15 protein-coding genes are annotated in these 16048 nt (G+C 61.5%); 8 read left to right on the top strand and 7 right to left on the bottom strand.

The genetic code is table 11. The features are described from left to right. Nucleotides 1-75: 75 nt before the first annotated feature. Nucleotides 76-702 carry a dihydrofolate reductase family protein gene (locus tag NCT03_RS28515; protein WP_250494796.1) on the top strand — a complete coding sequence of 209 codons (627 nt, stop codon included), beginning with the start codon at nt 76-78 and terminating at the stop codon, nt 700-702. Nucleotides 703-713: 11 nt separating this feature from the next. On the opposite strand, the gene NCT03_RS28520 is transcribed toward NCT03_RS28515, so the two are convergent. Further along, entirely contained in the window at nt 714-2006 is a 1293-nt protein-coding gene (locus tag NCT03_RS28520) for a sugar efflux transporter (RefSeq protein WP_250494797.1), read from the bottom strand. A 275-nt stretch (nt 2007-2281) separates the two neighbouring features. Here NCT03_RS28520 and NCT03_RS28525 point away from each other — a divergent pair, with 275 nt between their 5' ends. Next, complete coding sequence (locus tag NCT03_RS28525; RefSeq protein WP_250494798.1) at nt 2282-3787, top strand: esterase-like activity of phytase family protein; 1506 nt, start codon at nt 2282-2284, stop codon at nt 3785-3787. A gap of 162 nt (nt 3788-3949) precedes the next feature. On the opposite strand, the gene NCT03_RS28530 is transcribed toward NCT03_RS28525, so the two are convergent. Then, the gene (locus NCT03_RS28530; RefSeq protein WP_244831451.1) at nt 3950-4573 is read right to left on the bottom strand and encodes an FMN-dependent NADH-azoreductase; all 624 of its coding nucleotides are present in this window, start codon (nt 4571-4573) and stop codon (nt 3950-3952) included. 321 nt (nt 4574-4894) lie between these two features. Here NCT03_RS28530 and NCT03_RS28535 point away from each other — a divergent pair, with 321 nt between their 5' ends. The 3 genes from NCT03_RS28535 (at nt 4895) to NCT03_RS28545 (ending at nt 7621) form a co-directional block, all read left to right on the top strand. Beyond that, nucleotides 4895-5689 carry a transporter substrate-binding domain-containing protein gene (locus NCT03_RS28535; RefSeq protein ID WP_250494799.1) on the top strand — a complete coding sequence of 265 codons (795 nt, stop codon included), beginning with the start codon at nt 4895-4897 and terminating at the stop codon, nt 5687-5689. Nucleotides 5690-5904: 215 nt separating this feature from the next. Continuing rightward, nucleotides 5905-7362 carry an amino acid permease gene (locus NCT03_RS28540; RefSeq protein WP_244831453.1) on the top strand — a complete coding sequence of 486 codons (1458 nt, stop codon included), beginning with the start codon at nt 5905-5907 and terminating at the stop codon, nt 7360-7362. 121 nt (nt 7363-7483) lie between these two features. After that, nucleotides 7484-7621 (top strand): hypothetical protein, encoded by a 138-nt coding sequence (locus tag NCT03_RS28545; protein ID WP_250494800.1) that lies wholly within the window; start codon nt 7484-7486, stop codon nt 7619-7621. 28 nt (nt 7622-7649) lie between these two features. Here the strand turns inward: NCT03_RS28545 and NCT03_RS28550 are convergent, their stop codons facing one another. The 3 genes from NCT03_RS28550 to NCT03_RS28560 all read right to left on the bottom strand — a co-directional run bounded on the left by NCT03_RS28550 (nt 7650) and on the right by NCT03_RS28560 (nt 10960). Next, complete coding sequence (locus NCT03_RS28550) at nt 7650-8780, bottom strand: branched-chain amino acid ABC transporter substrate-binding protein (RefSeq protein ID WP_250494882.1); 1131 nt, start codon at nt 8778-8780, stop codon at nt 7650-7652. Between the two features lie 141 nt (nt 8781-8921). Beyond that, nucleotides 8922-10271 (bottom strand): amidase, encoded by a 1350-nt coding sequence (locus NCT03_RS28555; protein WP_250494801.1) that lies wholly within the window; start codon nt 10269-10271, stop codon nt 8922-8924. Nucleotides 10272-10276: 5 nt separating this feature from the next. After that, nucleotides 10277-10960 (bottom strand): DUF2848 domain-containing protein, encoded by a 684-nt coding sequence (locus tag NCT03_RS28560; protein WP_250469554.1) that lies wholly within the window; start codon nt 10958-10960, stop codon nt 10277-10279. Between the two features lie 162 nt (nt 10961-11122). Here NCT03_RS28560 and NCT03_RS28565 point away from each other — a divergent pair, with 162 nt between their 5' ends. Further along, the gene (locus tag NCT03_RS28565; protein ID WP_244831457.1) at nt 11123-12085 is read left to right on the top strand and encodes a LysR family transcriptional regulator; all 963 of its coding nucleotides are present in this window, start codon (nt 11123-11125) and stop codon (nt 12083-12085) included. A 14-nt stretch (nt 12086-12099) separates the two neighbouring features. Beyond that, nucleotides 12100-12633 carry an ureidoglycolate lyase gene (locus NCT03_RS28570; RefSeq protein ID WP_250494802.1) on the top strand — a complete coding sequence of 178 codons (534 nt, stop codon included), beginning with the start codon at nt 12100-12102 and terminating at the stop codon, nt 12631-12633. A 12-nt stretch (nt 12634-12645) separates the two neighbouring features. Here NCT03_RS28570 and NCT03_RS28575 read toward each other — a convergent pair whose 3' ends face one another. Beyond that, nucleotides 12646-13080 carry a response regulator gene (locus tag NCT03_RS28575; protein ID WP_244831461.1) on the bottom strand — a complete coding sequence of 145 codons (435 nt, stop codon included), beginning with the start codon at nt 13078-13080 and terminating at the stop codon, nt 12646-12648. A gap of 431 nt (nt 13081-13511) precedes the next feature. After that, on the bottom strand, nt 13512-14861 hold the full coding sequence (gene argG, locus NCT03_RS28580; RefSeq protein ID WP_250469556.1) for an argininosuccinate synthase: 1350 nt from the start codon (nt 14859-14861) through the stop codon (nt 13512-13514). A gap of 242 nt (nt 14862-15103) precedes the next feature. Here argG and NCT03_RS28585 point away from each other — a divergent pair, with 242 nt between their 5' ends. Continuing rightward, nucleotides 15104-16048, top strand: a complete 945-nt coding sequence (locus NCT03_RS28585; protein WP_250494803.1) for an oxidoreductase — start codon at nt 15104-15106, stop codon at nt 16046-16048.

Raw genomic sequence — 16048 nt, forward strand, 5'->3', positions numbered from 1 at the left:
CGCCGTGTCGATTCATCCGCGAATCGTTCGTCGTCTATATACGGACCGATCGCGTCTGCCTACCAAGAGGACATCATGCGCAAGCTCATCGTTTCCACGTTCATCAGCATGGATGGCGTCATTCAGGCGCCTGGCGGCCCAGAAGAAGATCGCAGCGGCGGGTTTCGCTTCGGCGGCTGGATCGTGCCTTTTGCCGATAAAGCCATCGGCGACAACTTGCAGGATCTGCTCTCACGGCCGTTCGACTTGCTGCTAGGCCGCTGCACTTACGACATCTTCGCGTCGTACTGGCCACACGTTCCGGCCGATTCGCCCAATCGCGCGATGGCCGACCTGTTCGACAAAGTGCCCAAGCACGTAACGACGCATCGCGCGGAATCGCTCGGCTGGCACAACAGCCAAGCGCTCGAAGGCGATCTAGCCGATGCAACCCGCGCGCTCTTGCATCAGGAGGGCGCCGATCTGTTGACGTTCGGTAGCGGCGACATGGTGCGCCAGTTGCTCGCGGCGGGCCTCGTGGACGAGCTTCGTCTACTGACTTATCCCGTCTTGCTGGGACGCGGCAAGCGTTTGTTCGCCGACGACGCGCTGCCGTCTGCGTTCACGCTAACGCGATCGGTGAGCACGCCAGGCGGCGTGCTGGTCACGCGCTATGTGCGCGATGGCGAGGTCCGCACGGGATCGTTCGACAAAGCGGAATGACACGACAGACGCTAGGCCGCTTGCCGCCGCGCTCTCACCCACGCAATCATCCGCAATGCGATCAGCTTGAACGGTGGATTGGAGAAAAGCACGAGCGCGCCGAGTGTCAGGCATCCGCAAATAAGGAACGTGCCGCGATAACCAAGCGCGGCCACGAGCACGCCGGACAGCACGCCCGAGAGAATGGAACCCACGCGCGACGCATTGAAGAAGAGCGCCGTCGCGGCGCCTGGCGTGCGCGGCATCAGGTCCTGAATATAGGTCATGCCGAGACACGACGTCACCGAGACCACGAACGCATTGAACGCCTGCATCGGAATCAGGAACTGAACGCTTTGCGAGGCGGCGACCGCGATGAAGTACACCACATGCACGGCCGCGCACGAGGCGAGCCAGCGCTGCTTGTTAAGGCGCGAGCCACGTGCGCCGAGTACGAGCATCATCGGGATTTCGAGCAACGCGCCGAGGCCGAGCATGACGGACACGTCGATACGCGAGCCATGCATGCCATGCACGACGTAGAGCGGCAGAACGATCATCGTGGCACTCGCGGCGAGTCCGATAAGCGTGAGCGCAATGGTCGCGCGCCAGATCTCGGCGCGCGTGTGCGGCGCGCCTTCATGCGGCGCGATCACTTCCTCGGTCTCAGGCGTCGTGACTTCGAGCAATGACGATGGATCGCCCGCGTAATGCGCGGGGGCGCTGTGCGGGTCGCCCTTGGGGGAGTCATGCATCCGCCAGACTATGGCCCCGCACGCCGCGAAGCACGCCGCCGCAAACAAAAAGAGTCCGTAGAAGCCCGCGCCTGCCAATACGAGCGCGCCGACGGACGGCCCGAATACCCAGGCCATGGAAAGCACGGTGCGCAGCGTGGCGAGCGCGAACGAGCGCTCCGCTGCGTCATCGACGGGCAATGCCGAGCGCGCGAACGAGAACACCAGCGACATGGCCGAGCCACCGGCCCCGAGAAACGCGATGCCGACCACGACGAGCGAGGCGAAGTTGCGCAGGAAGCACATCAGCAAGAAGCCGATTGCCGATGCGATCAGCGCACCAAGCAGCAACTCTCGATGATGCCCATGCTTGTCCGACCACTTGCCTGCCAACGCGCTGGCGACCACGCCGCTTGCCGCGATGACCGTCATGAAGACGCCGAGTTGCAGCGGCGTCATGTCGGCCTGCTCGACGCTGAACAGCGACAAGTACGGCGCGGTGAAAGAGAGCGCAACGCCGAGCATCAAAATGGCGCCGGCTAGCGGCAAGAAAAACGGGATACGTGCAAGACTGATAAAGCGAGTATTCATTTCGTCTCTGATCGAACGGTGTCGCGACACACAAAGGCCACCGCGAATTATGCGCCGCTCGCGCGACAAGCGTATCCCGAACCCTTCGCGAACATTCGCCTCGCCTGCTCGACAGTCACACGAACGTCATCTTTCGATCGTAATAATGCGCGGCGGGTTTTTATGTCGTTGCAAGCTGCGCGCCGGTCGCCAGCTATCCGCACTCTTTTCGCGCGCGTTACGAGTTTCCATTTACGACGCGCGCCATTCAGATCATTCCATCGAAGGAGACGTTCATGGTTCGAGCCCGTGTCTTTGCCTTGTCGCTTGCCGTATCCGCGATGTCCATCGCCTGCACGTCCGCGTGGGCGAGCGTCGATCTCGTCGCGATCGGCCAGTTGAGCGGCAACATCGGCGACCGTTCGAAAGCGACGGCCGCGCCGCTCGAAAACGGCGCGCCGGGCAACCTTCTCGGCGGCGTCGGCTCGGGACTCGCGTATGCGGGATGCGATACCTTCCTCGCCGTGCCCGACCGCGGCCCGAACGCGATCTCCTATAACAAGGCTATCGACGATACGGCGTCCTACATCAATCGCTTCCAGACCTTCTCGCTGCGTCTCGAAGCCGGCGGCAAGGGCAGCAAGCTGCCGTATTCGCTGAGCCCGAAGCTGCTCGACACGACCTTGCTGCACAGCCATGAGCCGCTCGTCTATGGCGATGGCGCGGCGGCCGGCGTCGGCAATGGCGCGCCTGCGCTGAACGCCACCAATCACTCGCACTATTTCACCGGGCGCTCGGACAACTTCACGCCGACGCAGCGGTCCACGTATCCGCGCGATGCGCGTCTGGACCCGGAAAGCATTCGCGTGGCGCGTGATGGCGCGAGCGTCTTCATCTCCGATGAGTACGGTCCGTATATCTATCGTTTCGATCGTCGCACGGGCGAGCGGATCGCCGTGTATCGTGTGCCGGCCTCGTTCGCCGTGACGACGCTATCGTCCATCGGCAACGATGAGATCAGCGAGAACACCTCGGGCCGCGTGGCGAACAAGGGCATGGAAGGTCTCGCCATTTCACCCGATGGCGATACGCTCTTCGGCGTGATGCAAAGCCCGCTGATTCAGGACGGCGGCACGAACGGCCCGTACACGCGAATCCTGCGCATCGACGTGCGTACCGGCAAGACCACGCAGTTTGCATATCCGTTGACCAACATCGGCACGGACGCGAAGCCGAACTATCCCACCATCAGCGACATCGTCGCCGTGAACGAGCATGAATTGCTGCTCGACGAACGCGACGGCAAAGGTCTCGGCGACGATTCGAAGGCCGCGTTCAAACGTGTGTACCACGTCGATTTGAACGGCGCGCAGGACGTGAGCCAGGCAAGCGGCGCGAGCGGCCTCGCGCCCTACGCGTTGAAAAAGACGCTCTTCCTCGATGTCGTCGCGGCCTTGACGGCCTATGGCTTCGCGCCGACGGACATTCCCGCCAAGCTCGAAAGCCTCGCGTTCGGGCCGGATATCCGCGTGAAGGGCGCGGTCAGGCACACGCTCTTCATCGCTAACGACAACGACTTCGTGGGAACGGTCACGGATACCAATCATCCGAACGGGATCGACAATCCGAACCGGTTCTTCGTATTTGCCATGGATTCGGCGGATCTGCCGGGATATGTGGCGCAGCGCTTGCCCGGAGCGGGTGGCCGCGACGATCGCGCATGCCGGGACGATCACGACGGTCACGATCACGAGCACGACGATCACGATCATGACGGTCATGGCCACGGTCACGGCGACTGATCGAAGTCGCACGATCTTGTCCACAGTTTCAGTGGACAAGATCGTGGATAACTCGCTCGCGAAAGACGTATCGCGTTGAAGTGAAACGCTTTTTCGCTCGTGTCGCGCAAACGTGCCGTTCGGCTCATTTCCGCCGCGTATTTAAGCGCCGCGTCTTAGCGCTCACAGGCTCAGGGCAAGCTCCCGTGCCTTCTCGCTCGCTTCATTGCGCGATGCATGGTCCTGCTCGGGACCCGCCAGGGTCTTCTCGACAGTGACGACGCGCACATCGGTAATGCCGACCATGCGCGACCACGTCTTCAAATAGTCCGACTGGAAATCGTATTCCTCCGGCGGAAAGTCCCCTCCAAGCTGAACACCGCGCGCGGCGATGGTCACGACCGTCTTTCCGCCGAGCAGGCCGTTCAAGCCGTTCTCGTCGAAAGTAAAGAGCACGTCCTTTTGCGAGATGACATCGATCAGATGCTTCAGGCGATACGGAATGCCGAAATTCCACATCGGCACGCTGAAGACGATCACGTCGGCCTTCGTGAACCGTTCGGCGAGCGCGTGCACGGTCCGCCATGCGGATGCCTGAGCGGCATCGAGCTCACGGCCCTGGATGCCCGCGTATTTTGCTTCGAGTATTGGGCCATCGAACGTGGGCAGATCGGTTTCCCATACGTTCAGTTCATCGACGCTTCCATCTGGATGGCGCTCCTTCCATGCATCGGTGAACGCCCGGGCCACTTGCTGCGAAGCGGAACGCCCGGCACGGGGCGAACCAATCACATGAAGAAGATGCATAAGTCCTCGCGAAGGTAAGTTGAAACGAGCCGCGCGCCTGGGCTTGCGCGTCGAGACGCACGGGCAATGATGAAAAGCCAACAGCGCAGCAAAAACGATGCCGTTTCAGACGGGCGTTTTCCGTCCGATCGACCGGATCGGGTAGCGCAAATGCAGAACGTAAGCGTGAAGGCCGTCCTACCGGCAAGCCGCAACCCGACCCGCATTAATACTTTTCCAGATTGTTTTCCTGCTTAAATCGAGTGCCGCGCCGGTTTGTCCATGCGTTTCCTATGCTTTAATCCGGCGAAGCGAACCTCAACCCCTTTAAGAGATCAAGCAATGAGGAATGTAACGTCGATCGCCTCTTTCAAGGCTGCTGTCCTGCTCGCCGCGACGCTCGGTGCCGGCGCCGCATCGGCGGCCGGAACGGTTCACTACGGGCTGGAAGCGCAGTATGCGCCGTTCGAGTTCAAGTCGGCATCGGGCGAACTGCAGGGTCTCGACGTCGATATTGGCAATGCGGTCTGCGCCGAACTCAAGATGAAATGCGAATGGACCGAGAGTTCGTTCGACGGAATCATCCCCGCGTTGCAGGCGCGCAAATTCGACGTCATCAATTCGGCGATGAACGTCACGGAGAAGCGTCGACAGATCATCGACTTCACCAACATCATCTACAAGGTGCCGACGCAACTCGTGGCGAAAGCGGGCATCGGCCTCATGCCGACACCTGAATCGCTCAAAGGCAAGAACATCGGCGTGTTGCAGGGATCCACTCAAGAGACTTACGCAAAGGCGAAGTGGGCCAATAACGGCGTGACCGTCACGACCTATCAGGACCAGAACCAGATCTATACGGACCTCAAGTCCGGCCGTATCGACGGCACGCTGGTGCTTTCCGCCGCCGGGCAATCCGGCTTCCTGTCGAAACCGGATGGCGCGGGCTACGCCTTCGCGGGCGGCCCGGTGAACGACGACGCGATCCTCGGCAGCGGCATTGCGTTCGGTGTGCGCAGGGACGACGGCGCGTTGAAGGAGCGCCTGAACAAGGCTATCGCCAAACTGCAGGCGAACGGCACGGTCAAGACGCTGGCAAGGAAATATCTCGGCGATATCGACGTCTCTCCGAAGTAATCCATCGCTCGTGGCAATCCGCGAACGCCCGGCCTTGCGTGCGGCGGGCGCGGGAAATCCATTGGTCGACTTTATTATTTTCGGTCTACACTGAATTCATCGCCTATCCACCGATTAACCCATCAACTCCTCAGCAGGCGCGTTTGTAGTCCTCCGCGAGCCGAAGCATGCCGAGTCGGTCCGTGCCCAACATCATTTGAACGGGACGACTCATCATGGCCGATACGAGTTACATGGCGCGCAAATCCGTCGCCGATATCGTGGGAAGCGCGGACGCGGAAGGCAGTCACCTATCGAAAACCCTTGGCGCCACGAGCATTACGGCAATGGGTATCGGCGCGATCATCGGCGCTGGCATCTTCGTGCTGACGGGCACCGCCGCCGCGCAATTCGCAGGGCCGAGCATCATGTTGTCGTTCGTTTTGGGCGGCATTGCATGCGCGTTCGTGGGCCTGTGCTATTCGGAACTGGCGGCCATGCTGCCTGTATGCGGCAGTAGTTATACCTACACGTATGCCACGCTCGGCGAGATTTTCGCGTGGATCATCGGCTGGGATCTGATCCTCGAATATGCGATGGGCGCGGCGACGGTGGCGGTCGGCTGGTCGGGCTATATCGTGAGCCTCTTGCATAACGTGGGCGTCACGATTCCGCCTGCGCTCGCGGCCGCTCCCGGCACCGTCATCAAGCTCGCCGACGGAAGCACCGTGACGGGCGTCATCAATTTGCCGGCGGTGTTCATCATCGGCGTGCTGACCACGCTGCTCGTGCTCGGTACGAAGGAATCCGCACGGCTCAACAACATCATGGTGGCGGTCAAGCTGGTCGTCGTGGTGGCATTCATCGCGCTCGGCATCTTCTTCGTGAAGCCGGCGAACTGGCATCCGTTCATTCCGCCGAACACGGGCGAATTCGGCAACTTCGGCATGAGCGGCATCTTGCGCGGCTCCGCCGTGGTGTTCTTCGCGTTCATCGGTTTCGATGCCGTCTCCACTGCCGCGCAAGAAGCGAAGAAACCGCAGCGCGACATGCCTATCGGCATTCTCGGATCGCTCGTCATCTGCACGGTGCTGTACATTCTCGTAGCGGGCGTGCTCACCGGGCTCGTGCCTTACGGCGAACTCAACGTGCCCGATCCCATCGCGAAGGGCGTGGATGCCATCGGCATGAACTGGTTCTCCATTCTCATCAAGATCGGCGCGCTGACGGGTTTGACCACGGTAATTCTCGTGCTGCTCTACGGACAAAGCCGCATCTTCTTCACGATGTCGACCGACGGCCTGCTTCCGGGGCTTTTTGCGCGGGTGCATCCGCGGCTCAAGACGCCGCATTTGAGCCAGATTCTCATTGGTTCGATCGTGGCGATCGTCGCGGCGCTCACGCCCATCAGCGTGCTTGGCGAGATGGTCAGTATCGGCACCTTGTTCGCGTTCATTCTCGTGTGCGGCGCGGTGATCTATCTGCGGCGCAGCGATTCCGGCGCCAATCGCCCGTTCAGGGTTCCGGGCGTGCCCATCGTCCCGATTCTGGGCATCCTCTTTTGCCTCCTGCTAATGTCCGGTTTGCCGCTCGTCACGTGGGTTCGGCTCGTGGTTTGGCTCGTCATCGGCATGGTGATCTATGTGTCGTATGGCCGGAAACATTCGAAACTGCGCTTCCCGGAGCGGCAATGAACGCTTGAGGGCGCGTCGCGCGGTATCTCAATATTTCTCACATGCACGTGAAATATGCTCGTTTTGCGACGACACCGGGCCGGCTTAGACTGGGATGTCAATCATCCCAGGAGCATTTCTCATGAGCGTGTCTTTATATGAGTTGTCCTCGGTCGCGGTCATACTCGGTGTCGTCGGCTTGATGCTCATCAGGGCGTTCGCGGCTTCGCATACGGATAGCGTCGATGTTTTCAGGAAGACGGACGCGGAGAAACGTTAGTTTTTCCAAGGCCGCGTGATGCAGACGGTCAGTTGTGAATAACGTCCGCGACGATCTTCTTGTCGTCCTTGAACTGATACACGGTGATCGCCGCAGTGGTCAGATCGCCATGCGGATCGAAGGCGATATTGCCCGTCACGCCGTCATAGCGAGTTGCGGGCATCGCGGCCAGAATCTTCGCGCGGTCGGTGGAGTTCGCGCGTTTCATTGCATCGACGATCACATATACCGAGTCATACGCGAACGGCGCATACGCGTTGATCGGCGTCTTGAACCGTTCCACATAGCGCTTTTCGAATTCCGCCCCACGCGGCATGCGTGCGAGCGGCAAGCCCGCTTCGGAGCAGACCAGATTGACGATGGCATCGCCCGCAAGCGAACTCATCTTGTCCGTGCATGCGCCATCGCCTGCCAATACGCGCGCGTTGATGCCCAGATTGGCCGCCTGCTTGACGAGCGGACTAGCCGTTGCATCCGATCCGCCGTACATGATGACGTCCGGCTTCAGACCTTTAACCTTGGTCAGGATCGCGCGAAAATCGGTGGCTTTGTCGCTGGTCGCTTCGTGCGTCACGATAGCGCCGCCGCCCGATGACACCGCCTTCGAGAATTGTTCGGCAAGCCCTTGCCCGTAAGCGGTCGAGTCGTCGATCACGGCCACGCGCCGTGCTTTCAGCGTGTTGGTGGCAAAGCGTGCGAGCGCGGGACCTTGCATGGCATCCGTCGCCACGAGACGAAACGCCGTCTTGTAGCCCTGCTGCGTATAAGCTGGATTGGTGGACGCGGGCGTGACCTGCACGACGCCCGCTTCGCTATAGATGCGCGATGCCGAAATCGACACGCCCGAGTTGATGTCACCGACTACCGCGACCACGCCATCATCGACCAGCTTCTGCGCGATCTGCGTCCCGGTGCGCGGGTCGGCCGCGTCGTCTTGCGAATCGAGTTGCAGCGTTAGGTTCTTGCCGCCGATGACGAGATGCCGCGCGTTGATTTCATCGACAGCCAAGCGCGCCGCATTCTCGCTGTCCTTGCCGATGTTGGCGAGCTGGCCGGTCAACGGCGCGGCATGACCGATCAGCACGACCGCATCGGCGGCATGCGCGGCAAGCGGAGCGAACGATGCACAGACAGCAAGCGTCGCGGACAACGGATACATAGCGCGTGGTTTCATGGTTGGACCTCTTTGATCGTGGATATCGGGTTGGCAACAAGGGGTTAGCAACAAGGTGAACGCAGTATTCGGTGGCCGATATACGTTGTCCAACGAGTAATTCCTGTCGCCCGCGATAAGAATTCGTTAAGCGTTCGAGCGCATTTGCCTGAAGCGCGCCTCGACGCCGCGACCGATTGCGAGAACGGCTGCATCGGCGAATGCGGGACCGACAATCGACATTCCCACCGGCAATTCGCCCTCGCGATGACACGGCAATGTGAGCGCGCAGCCATCGAGCAAATTGACGATGCCTGGATTGCGCAGGGTCTTCGCATTGACCGCGAAGAAGTGTTCGTCGTCATGTTCGAGCGCTTCCAGAAACGGTGCAACGATGGCGACGGTCGGCATGAGCCATGCATCGAAGGGCGCGAGCCGTCGTCGTGCGCCGCGAATGAAACGCTCGCGCGCGGCCATTAGATCGATGTAATCCGCCGCCAGAAAACGCTCTCCCCAACGCAGGCGCGCGAGCACGCGCGGGTCGTACCGATGCCCTTCCCGAGTCACGAGATGCCGATGCCACGCCCACGCCTGCGATGCCGTGATGCCCGGTTGAGGCGCATGTTCGAGCACGTCGCGCAGCTCCGGAAAGTCGATTGACTCGATAGTCGCGCCCGCCGTCCGCAATTCATCGAGGGCGCGTTCGAACGCCGCGCGCACGGCATCCTCCGCGTCATCGACGACATCGGCATAGGCCACGCACAAGCGCAGCGTATCGAGCGGGCGCGCCGTGGTATCGGGCGTCTCGGCGGACAGAATGGCGTCGGCCGCCGCGCAGCAATCGACGCTGTTCGCAATCGCGCCGACCGAATCGAACGCGCTTGCGAGCGGCAATACGCCGTCGAGCGGCACGCGCCGCGCGGTCGGCTTGAACGCCGTGAGGCCGCAGAATGCCGCCGGAATGCGCAAGGAGCCGCCCGTATCCGTGCCGAGCGCCCACGCCACGTGTGAGCGTGCAACGGAGACCGCCGCGCCCGAACTCGATCCGCCCGCCACCCGACGCGCATCATGCGGATTGCGCGGCGTGCCGTGATGCGGATTCAGCCCGAGCCCCGAATACGCGAACTCGCTCATGTTGGTCCGGCCGACGAAGACCGCGCCCGCATCGCGCAGACGCGAGACCGCGACGCTATCGCGCGTGGCCGGTTCAGCGCCTTGCAGCACGCGCGAGCCGGCGGCGGTGACTTCGCCCTTCACATCGAACAGGTCCTTGATGGAGACGGGAACGCCCGCGAGCGACGACGGTACGTAGTCGCGCAGACGCAAGGCATCGCTCGTCATGGCGGCCGCGTGCGACGACTCGCGATCCACGCTCACATAGGTGCTCGGGTCTACGTGGGTATCGCGCTGGATCGCTTCGAACGAGGCGTCGACGAGACTCGACGCCGTGGCTTGTCCCGTTGCGAGCGCGTGCTGAATGGTGCTGATGGTCGGCATGGCCGTCACTCCACGTGCGCGAGCGCATTCACGCCATAACGATGAACCAGCGTGCGCCGCAAGACCGGATCGTGCAGTTCGATCTCGAAGCTCCACGCGGGCAGCAGTGCGCCGAGCAGTGCTTGCGTGCCGCAATAAAGCACCGTGCCGGAAGGTAACGAACGCGTGTGCCCGAGCCCGGTCAACAGAATGGCCGGCGGCAGCAATCGTGCAAGCGAGCCTTCCTGATAGAGCACGCGCTCGCCATGCGGATCGATACGCCAGCTTCGCGCAATCAGCTGGTCCCAATGGGCAGCGACATCGTCGTAGCGCCAGAGCGTCGCGCCGAGCGGCTTCGCGCACATCTGCTTGGAAACGGCCACGTCGTAGCTTTCTGCCTTGCGGTCCGTATGGTCCGAGCCGACGCCGACCAGCAGACCATGGCTCGCGTCCGACACGAGCACGGCCTCCACCTCGCCCGAAGAATTGCCGCCGACGACATCGATCCGTTCGTCCACGGTCAGCAGCGACGCCGCGACTTCGTAGAAGCATGGCGTCGTGGCCGGGCGCTTTACGCCCAGCGCGGCAAGTTCGGCGATATGGTGCTCGACTTCAGCGCTGTCGCGCCCCGCCCAGCCGGCGATGATGAGCCGTGCGGGACTGAACGCGAATCGCGGTCCATCTTCGATGACGAATGAAATGGCTGACATGTGAGCTTCGAGATAAGGATGACGACGCCCACAGTGTTCGCGTCGAGCGCGTGCCGTGTCCAACAAATAAAACTTGAGGCAAGTGCGGAGAATTTCTTGTCGTTCGACGCTTATTGCGGCGCTACACTGGTCCGTCCGATACGACTCGCCCTGGCATCCACCATGAACGTCCGCTTTCTCGAGACCTTCGTCTGGCTCGCGCGCTTGCGTAGCTTCCGGCTGACCGCCGAGCGCATGCACGCCACGCAAGCCGCGATTTCGAGCCGCATTTCAGCGCTCGAACTCGAACTCGGCGTGAAGCTCTTCGAGCGCGGTCCGCGTGAGGTCACGCTGACTCAGGACGGCACCAAGGCGCTCGCCTTCGCCGAACAGATCGTGCAGATCAACCGCGCGATGGTCGAGAGCGTGGGCGACCGGCGCAACATCGCGGGCATGTTGCGGCTCGGCGCAATCGAATCGGTCGTGCATACATGGCTGCCCGAATTGCTCAAGCGGGTGCGCGAAGAGTACCCGCGCCTCACGCTCGAATTGACGAGCGACACATCCGCGAATTTGTCGGCTCAGGTTGCGCACGGTCATTTGGATGCCGCGTTGCTAAGCACGCCGATCAACGGTGCCGATGTCGGCAACGCATTGCTTGGCAGCTTGCCCATGTGCTGGGTCGCGAGCCCGGCGCTGGGCTTGTCCGACGAGACGCTCTCGGAGAGCGAGCTTGCCGCGTTTCAGATCGTGAGCTTCGCGCGGCACTCGCAGCCGCACGCCTTTCTCGTCGATCTGTTCGCGGCGGCCGGCGAGAACCAGGTGCAGATCAATTGTCTTTCGTCCGCTGCGGCGATCAGCCGGCTCGTCGTCGATGGCTTTGGCATTGCAGCCGTGCCTGCCGCCTTCGTGATGCGCGAAATCGAAAGCGGGCAATTGCAGACGCTGCGTGTCGCGCACCACGTGCCTGGCCTGCCGCTCGTCGTGTCGTATCGGCGCAGCGCGGACAGCCTGTTGCCCGAGTCTATCGCCCGGCTTGCGCGCGCGATCATGCTCGATTACAGCCTGAAGCACGGACCGCGCTTCGCGCTCGTGCCGGAAACCGCTGACGATATTGCCGCCGGCTTTGCCCGTACCTCGCCCTGAACACTTAGAGACTTATGCCGAACGTCCTTGATATCGAACCGCTCGATCCACTCGCCTGCGCGCCCTACGGCGTGATGCTCGGCACGCCCGCGCTCTCCGACGATCCCGCCACCTACCTGAGCCCCGCGTCCGACTACTGGCGCACGCATCTCTTCGCGCCCGGTGACGATCAGCCTGCGGAGATTCTCTGGGTGATCTATCGCAAGCAGCCTGCGACGGTGGCGCGACTCGAAGCGCATCTTCTGACGCAGCAGGCTATCGTGCCGCTGACCGGACCGATTATTCAGATCGTTGCTACATCGAATGCCGAAGGGTTGCCCGATCCGGCAACACTGCGCGCGTTCGAGATTACGCCGGGCACCGGACTGTGCATGCATCCGCGCACGTGGCACGCGACGAGAGTGGAACAGCCGGAAGTGACGTGCCTGATGTTGACACGCCCGTCCACCACGCGCGATTTAACGGCCCATCTGATTCAGGGCAAAAGTCTGGTTGAATCGAGCATTGCGCATATACCGCTGTACGAACTGTCTGATCGCGCAGATTAGCAGTCGCTGCACTCACTCTTCGACGATGTCTTCAAGAAGCGCAACAAGGTTGAGCTCACTGTCTCCGCGTCTGAAGTAGCCGTCGAATGCATCGAGCGATCCGCGCAGGCGTAATTCCGCTTCGTCGTAACCGGTCATTGCGATGATGCCCAGATCGCTAGTCGCGCCGATACTCCGAATCACGGACGCAACCGCGAATCCGTCGAATTCGGGCATATTGATATCGAGCAAAATGACGTGCGGCATCCAATCTTGCAATATCTCGATTGCCTCCACGCCGCTGAAAGCGGTTCTTACGTGGAAACCGTCGGCGTCGAGAAGCGCACTCGTGGCGCACGCGCCGTGTTGATTGTCATCGACAACCAATACTCGCGCCTTTTGCGCACTGGTATGCACCTTCCTGGTCGAGAGCCGCCCGGCGATGGCGTTTTCCTGCGATCGGATCATGCATGCGCTCCGGCGTGAGAATCTCTCCGATAATGACGAACGCCTCGCTCATTGTCTATTTGTTTGCGATTATGGATTTAAGCGGAATGATTCGGAAGTTTCAATTTCGCGGGTAACTCTTCCCTTTATTCGAAGCCCACTTTCTCGATGGCGCGCGCCGGAACCGAAAATCACGCGAATAGTGCATGTTTTGATTTAGCTAAAGACTTGGCGAGAAAGCGCGCCTTCATAAGAAAACCGCATGACACGCTGACCCGTAAAATCGATTTTTTCGAAACGGGATTTTACGGCTGGAGGTTTTTACTGGCGCTCGAATGCATGCGGATGCTTTAATTCGCGCGGCTGATCGCAGTTACGCGCGGTGTCGGAACGCCAAACCAAAAAAAAAGCGGGAGCCAGATTCTCACCTGGCTCCCGCGCGTTCTTACGCGTTACTCCTTGGAACCCGCCTTCGATGGCTCATCCAGTTGCGGAAGAGCCGAGGTATCGCCCGGCGTCAAAAGGCCGACTTGCGCATACACCCGAAGTTTCTCGCGCGTGTCGTCGATATCCAGGTTACGCATGGTCAACTGGCCGATCCGGTCGCGCGGCGAGAACGTCGACTGCACCTTTTCCATGGACAGGCGTTCCGGTTGATACGTCAGATTCGGCGACTTCGTGCTCATGATCGAGTAGTCGTTGCCGCGGCGAAGCTCGATGGTCACTTCACCCGTCACGGCGCGCGCCACCCAGCGCTGCGCGGCTTCACGCAGCATGATGGCCTGCGAATCGAACCAGCGGCCTTGATAAAGCAGGCGTCCGAGACGGCGGCCGCTTTCGCGATACTGCTCGATCGTGTCTTCGTTATGGATACCCGTCACGAGCCGCTCATACGCGATCTGCAAGAGCGCAAGTCCGGGCGCCTCGTAAATGCCACGGCTCTTAGCCTCGATGATGCGGTTTTCGATCTGATCGCTCATGCCGAGCCCGTGACGCCCGCCGATTCGGTTTGCCTCCAGCAGCAGCGCGACTTGATCGCCGAATTCCACGCCGTTGAGCGCGGTAGGCACGCCTTCGTCGAAACGCACGGTGACGGTCTCGCGCGCGATCTGCACGTCGTCACGCCAGAACGCCACGCCCATGATCGGCTTGACGATCTGCATGCCGCTTTCGAGGCTTTCCAGATCCTTGGCTTCGTGCGTTGCGCCGAGCAGGTTCGAATCCGTCGAATAAGCTTTTTCCGCCGACATCTTGTAGTCGAACCCTGCCTTGCGCATGAATTCGGACATCTCCGCGCGGCCGCCCAGTTCGTCGATGAAGGTCTGGTCGAGCCACGGCTTGTAGATCTTGAGATCCGGATTCACCAGCAGCCCATAACGATAAAAGCGCTCGATGTCGTTGCCTTTATACGTGCTGCCGTCGCCCCAGATATTCACGCCGTCCTGCTTCATCGCGGCGACGAGCATGGTGCCCGTCACGGCGCGCCCGAGCGGCGTCGTATTGAAGTAGGTCACGCCCGCAGTGGAAATATGGAACGCACCGGATTGCAGCGCCGCGATGCCCTCGGCGACGAGCTGCGCGCGGCAGTCGATCAGGCGGGCGTTTTCCGCGCCGTATTGCATGGCGCGGCGCGGGATTTCCTCGTAGTCGTCCTCGTCGGGCTGGCCCAGATTGGCCGTGTATGCAAACGGAACTGCGCCTTTGAGACGCATCCAGTGCAACGCGGCGCTGGTATCCAAACCGCCGGAAAATGCAATTCCGACGCGTTGCTGAACGGGGAGGCTTTCGAGAATCGTGGTCATTTGAAGGTTACCTGGATTACCTGGACAAGCGCCGACATATTACCTGACGCGGGGGCCCACGCCCGCAGCGGGGCCCGATCTGGACAGCGAAAAAGCGAAGTAGCGATTGTCGGCGATTCGCCCGCCGTTGTCGAATCGCCGAAAATTGGCGTCCGATGCGGCGATCGCTGGGGCCTCTTTGCCGCGCGCCGTGCACCGCACATGGCATAGTGACCTCTGTTCGCACTGAAACCCGCACGCACATGAGCAAACCCTGGAGTATCGATGACATCGCGTCGCAGACGGGCCGCCGGGTCATCGTCACCGGCGCGAATAGCGGCATCGGCTATCACACCGCCGCCGTGCTGGCCCGGCACGGCGCCGAAGTGGTACTCGCATGCCGCAATCCGCAGCGCGGCGCACAAGCGCTCGCGCGGCTGCAACGGGAAGTGCCCGACGCGCGCGTGCAACTCGAACAACTCGAACTCGCGGATCTTTCCTCGGTGCGCGCTTTCGCCGACCGTCAGCTCGCTTTACGCAAGCCGCTCGACATCCTCGTCAACAATGCGGGCGTCATGGCGCCGCCGCGCCGCGCCGAAACCGCCGATGGCTTCGAGCTTCAGTTCGGCACCAACGTGCTCGGGCACTTCGCGCTGACCGGCCTGCTCCTGCCCGCAATCGAAATGGCGGCGGAAAGCGCGTCCGAGCGCCCGCGCATCGTCACGATTGCATCCATCGCGCACAAGACGGGACGGCTCGATTTCGACGATCTCCAGGCAACGCGTCACTATTCGCCGATGTCGTCGTACCGCCAGTCCAAGCTCGCCAACCTCATGTTCGCGTTCGAACTCGACCGTCATTTGCGTGCGGCGGGATCGCGCGTGATGTCAGTGGCCGCGCATCCGGGCGTAGCCAAAACGAACCTGTTTCGCGACGATCGGTCGGCTGTGAGCCGGGCGGCGCGCACCGTGTTGAGCGGGTTTATCGGCGCGTTATTGAACAGCGATCTGAGCGGCGCGCTGCCAACGCTATATGCAGCGACCGCGCCCGATGTCGTCGATGGCGGTTACTACGGACCGCTCGGGTTATTCGAAGCACGCGGCGACACCGTGGGACCGGCGAAGGTTGCATCGCAGGCACTCGATAAAGACGCGGCCAAACGCCTGTGGGAAGTATGCGAGGCGTTGACGGCGAAGGCGTTCGAGTGA

The organism is Caballeronia sp. GAWG1-1 (genome assembly GCF_023631465.1).
Lineage (GTDB): Bacteria > Pseudomonadota > Gammaproteobacteria > Burkholderiales > Burkholderiaceae > Caballeronia.

Coding starts and splice junctions, on each gene's coding strand:
- NCT03_RS28515 (WP_250494796.1), top strand. CDS start 76: ATGCGCAAGCTCATCGTTTCCACGTTCATCAGCATGGATGGCGTCATT.
- NCT03_RS28520 (WP_250494797.1), bottom strand. CDS start 2,006: ATGAATACTCGCTTTATCAGTCTTGCACGTATCCCGTTTTTCTTGCCG.
- NCT03_RS28525 (WP_250494798.1), top strand. CDS start 2,282: ATGGTTCGAGCCCGTGTCTTTGCCTTGTCGCTTGCCGTATCCGCGATG.
- NCT03_RS28530 (WP_244831451.1), bottom strand. CDS start 4,573: ATGCATCTTCTTCATGTGATTGGTTCGCCCCGTGCCGGGCGTTCCGCT.
- NCT03_RS28535 (WP_250494799.1), top strand. CDS start 4,895: ATGAGGAATGTAACGTCGATCGCCTCTTTCAAGGCTGCTGTCCTGCTC.
- NCT03_RS28540 (WP_244831453.1), top strand. CDS start 5,905: ATGGCCGATACGAGTTACATGGCGCGCAAATCCGTCGCCGATATCGTG.
- NCT03_RS28545 (WP_250494800.1), top strand. CDS start 7,484: ATGAGCGTGTCTTTATATGAGTTGTCCTCGGTCGCGGTCATACTCGGT.
- NCT03_RS28550 (WP_250494882.1), bottom strand. CDS start 8,780: ATGTATCCGTTGTCCGCGACGCTTGCTGTCTGTGCATCGTTCGCTCCG.
- NCT03_RS28555 (WP_250494801.1), bottom strand. CDS start 10,271: ATGCCGACCATCAGCACCATTCAGCACGCGCTCGCAACGGGACAAGCC.
- NCT03_RS28560 (WP_250469554.1), bottom strand. CDS start 10,960: ATGTCAGCCATTTCATTCGTCATCGAAGATGGACCGCGATTCGCGTTC.
- NCT03_RS28565 (WP_244831457.1), top strand. CDS start 11,123: ATGAACGTCCGCTTTCTCGAGACCTTCGTCTGGCTCGCGCGCTTGCGT.
- NCT03_RS28570 (WP_250494802.1), top strand. CDS start 12,100: ATGCCGAACGTCCTTGATATCGAACCGCTCGATCCACTCGCCTGCGCG.
- NCT03_RS28575 (WP_244831461.1), bottom strand. CDS start 13,080: ATGATCCGATCGCAGGAAAACGCCATCGCCGGGCGGCTCTCGACCAGG.
- argG (WP_250469556.1), bottom strand. CDS start 14,861: ATGACCACGATTCTCGAAAGCCTCCCCGTTCAGCAACGCGTCGGAATT.
- NCT03_RS28585 (WP_250494803.1), top strand. CDS start 15,104: ATGAGCAAACCCTGGAGTATCGATGACATCGCGTCGCAGACGGGCCGC.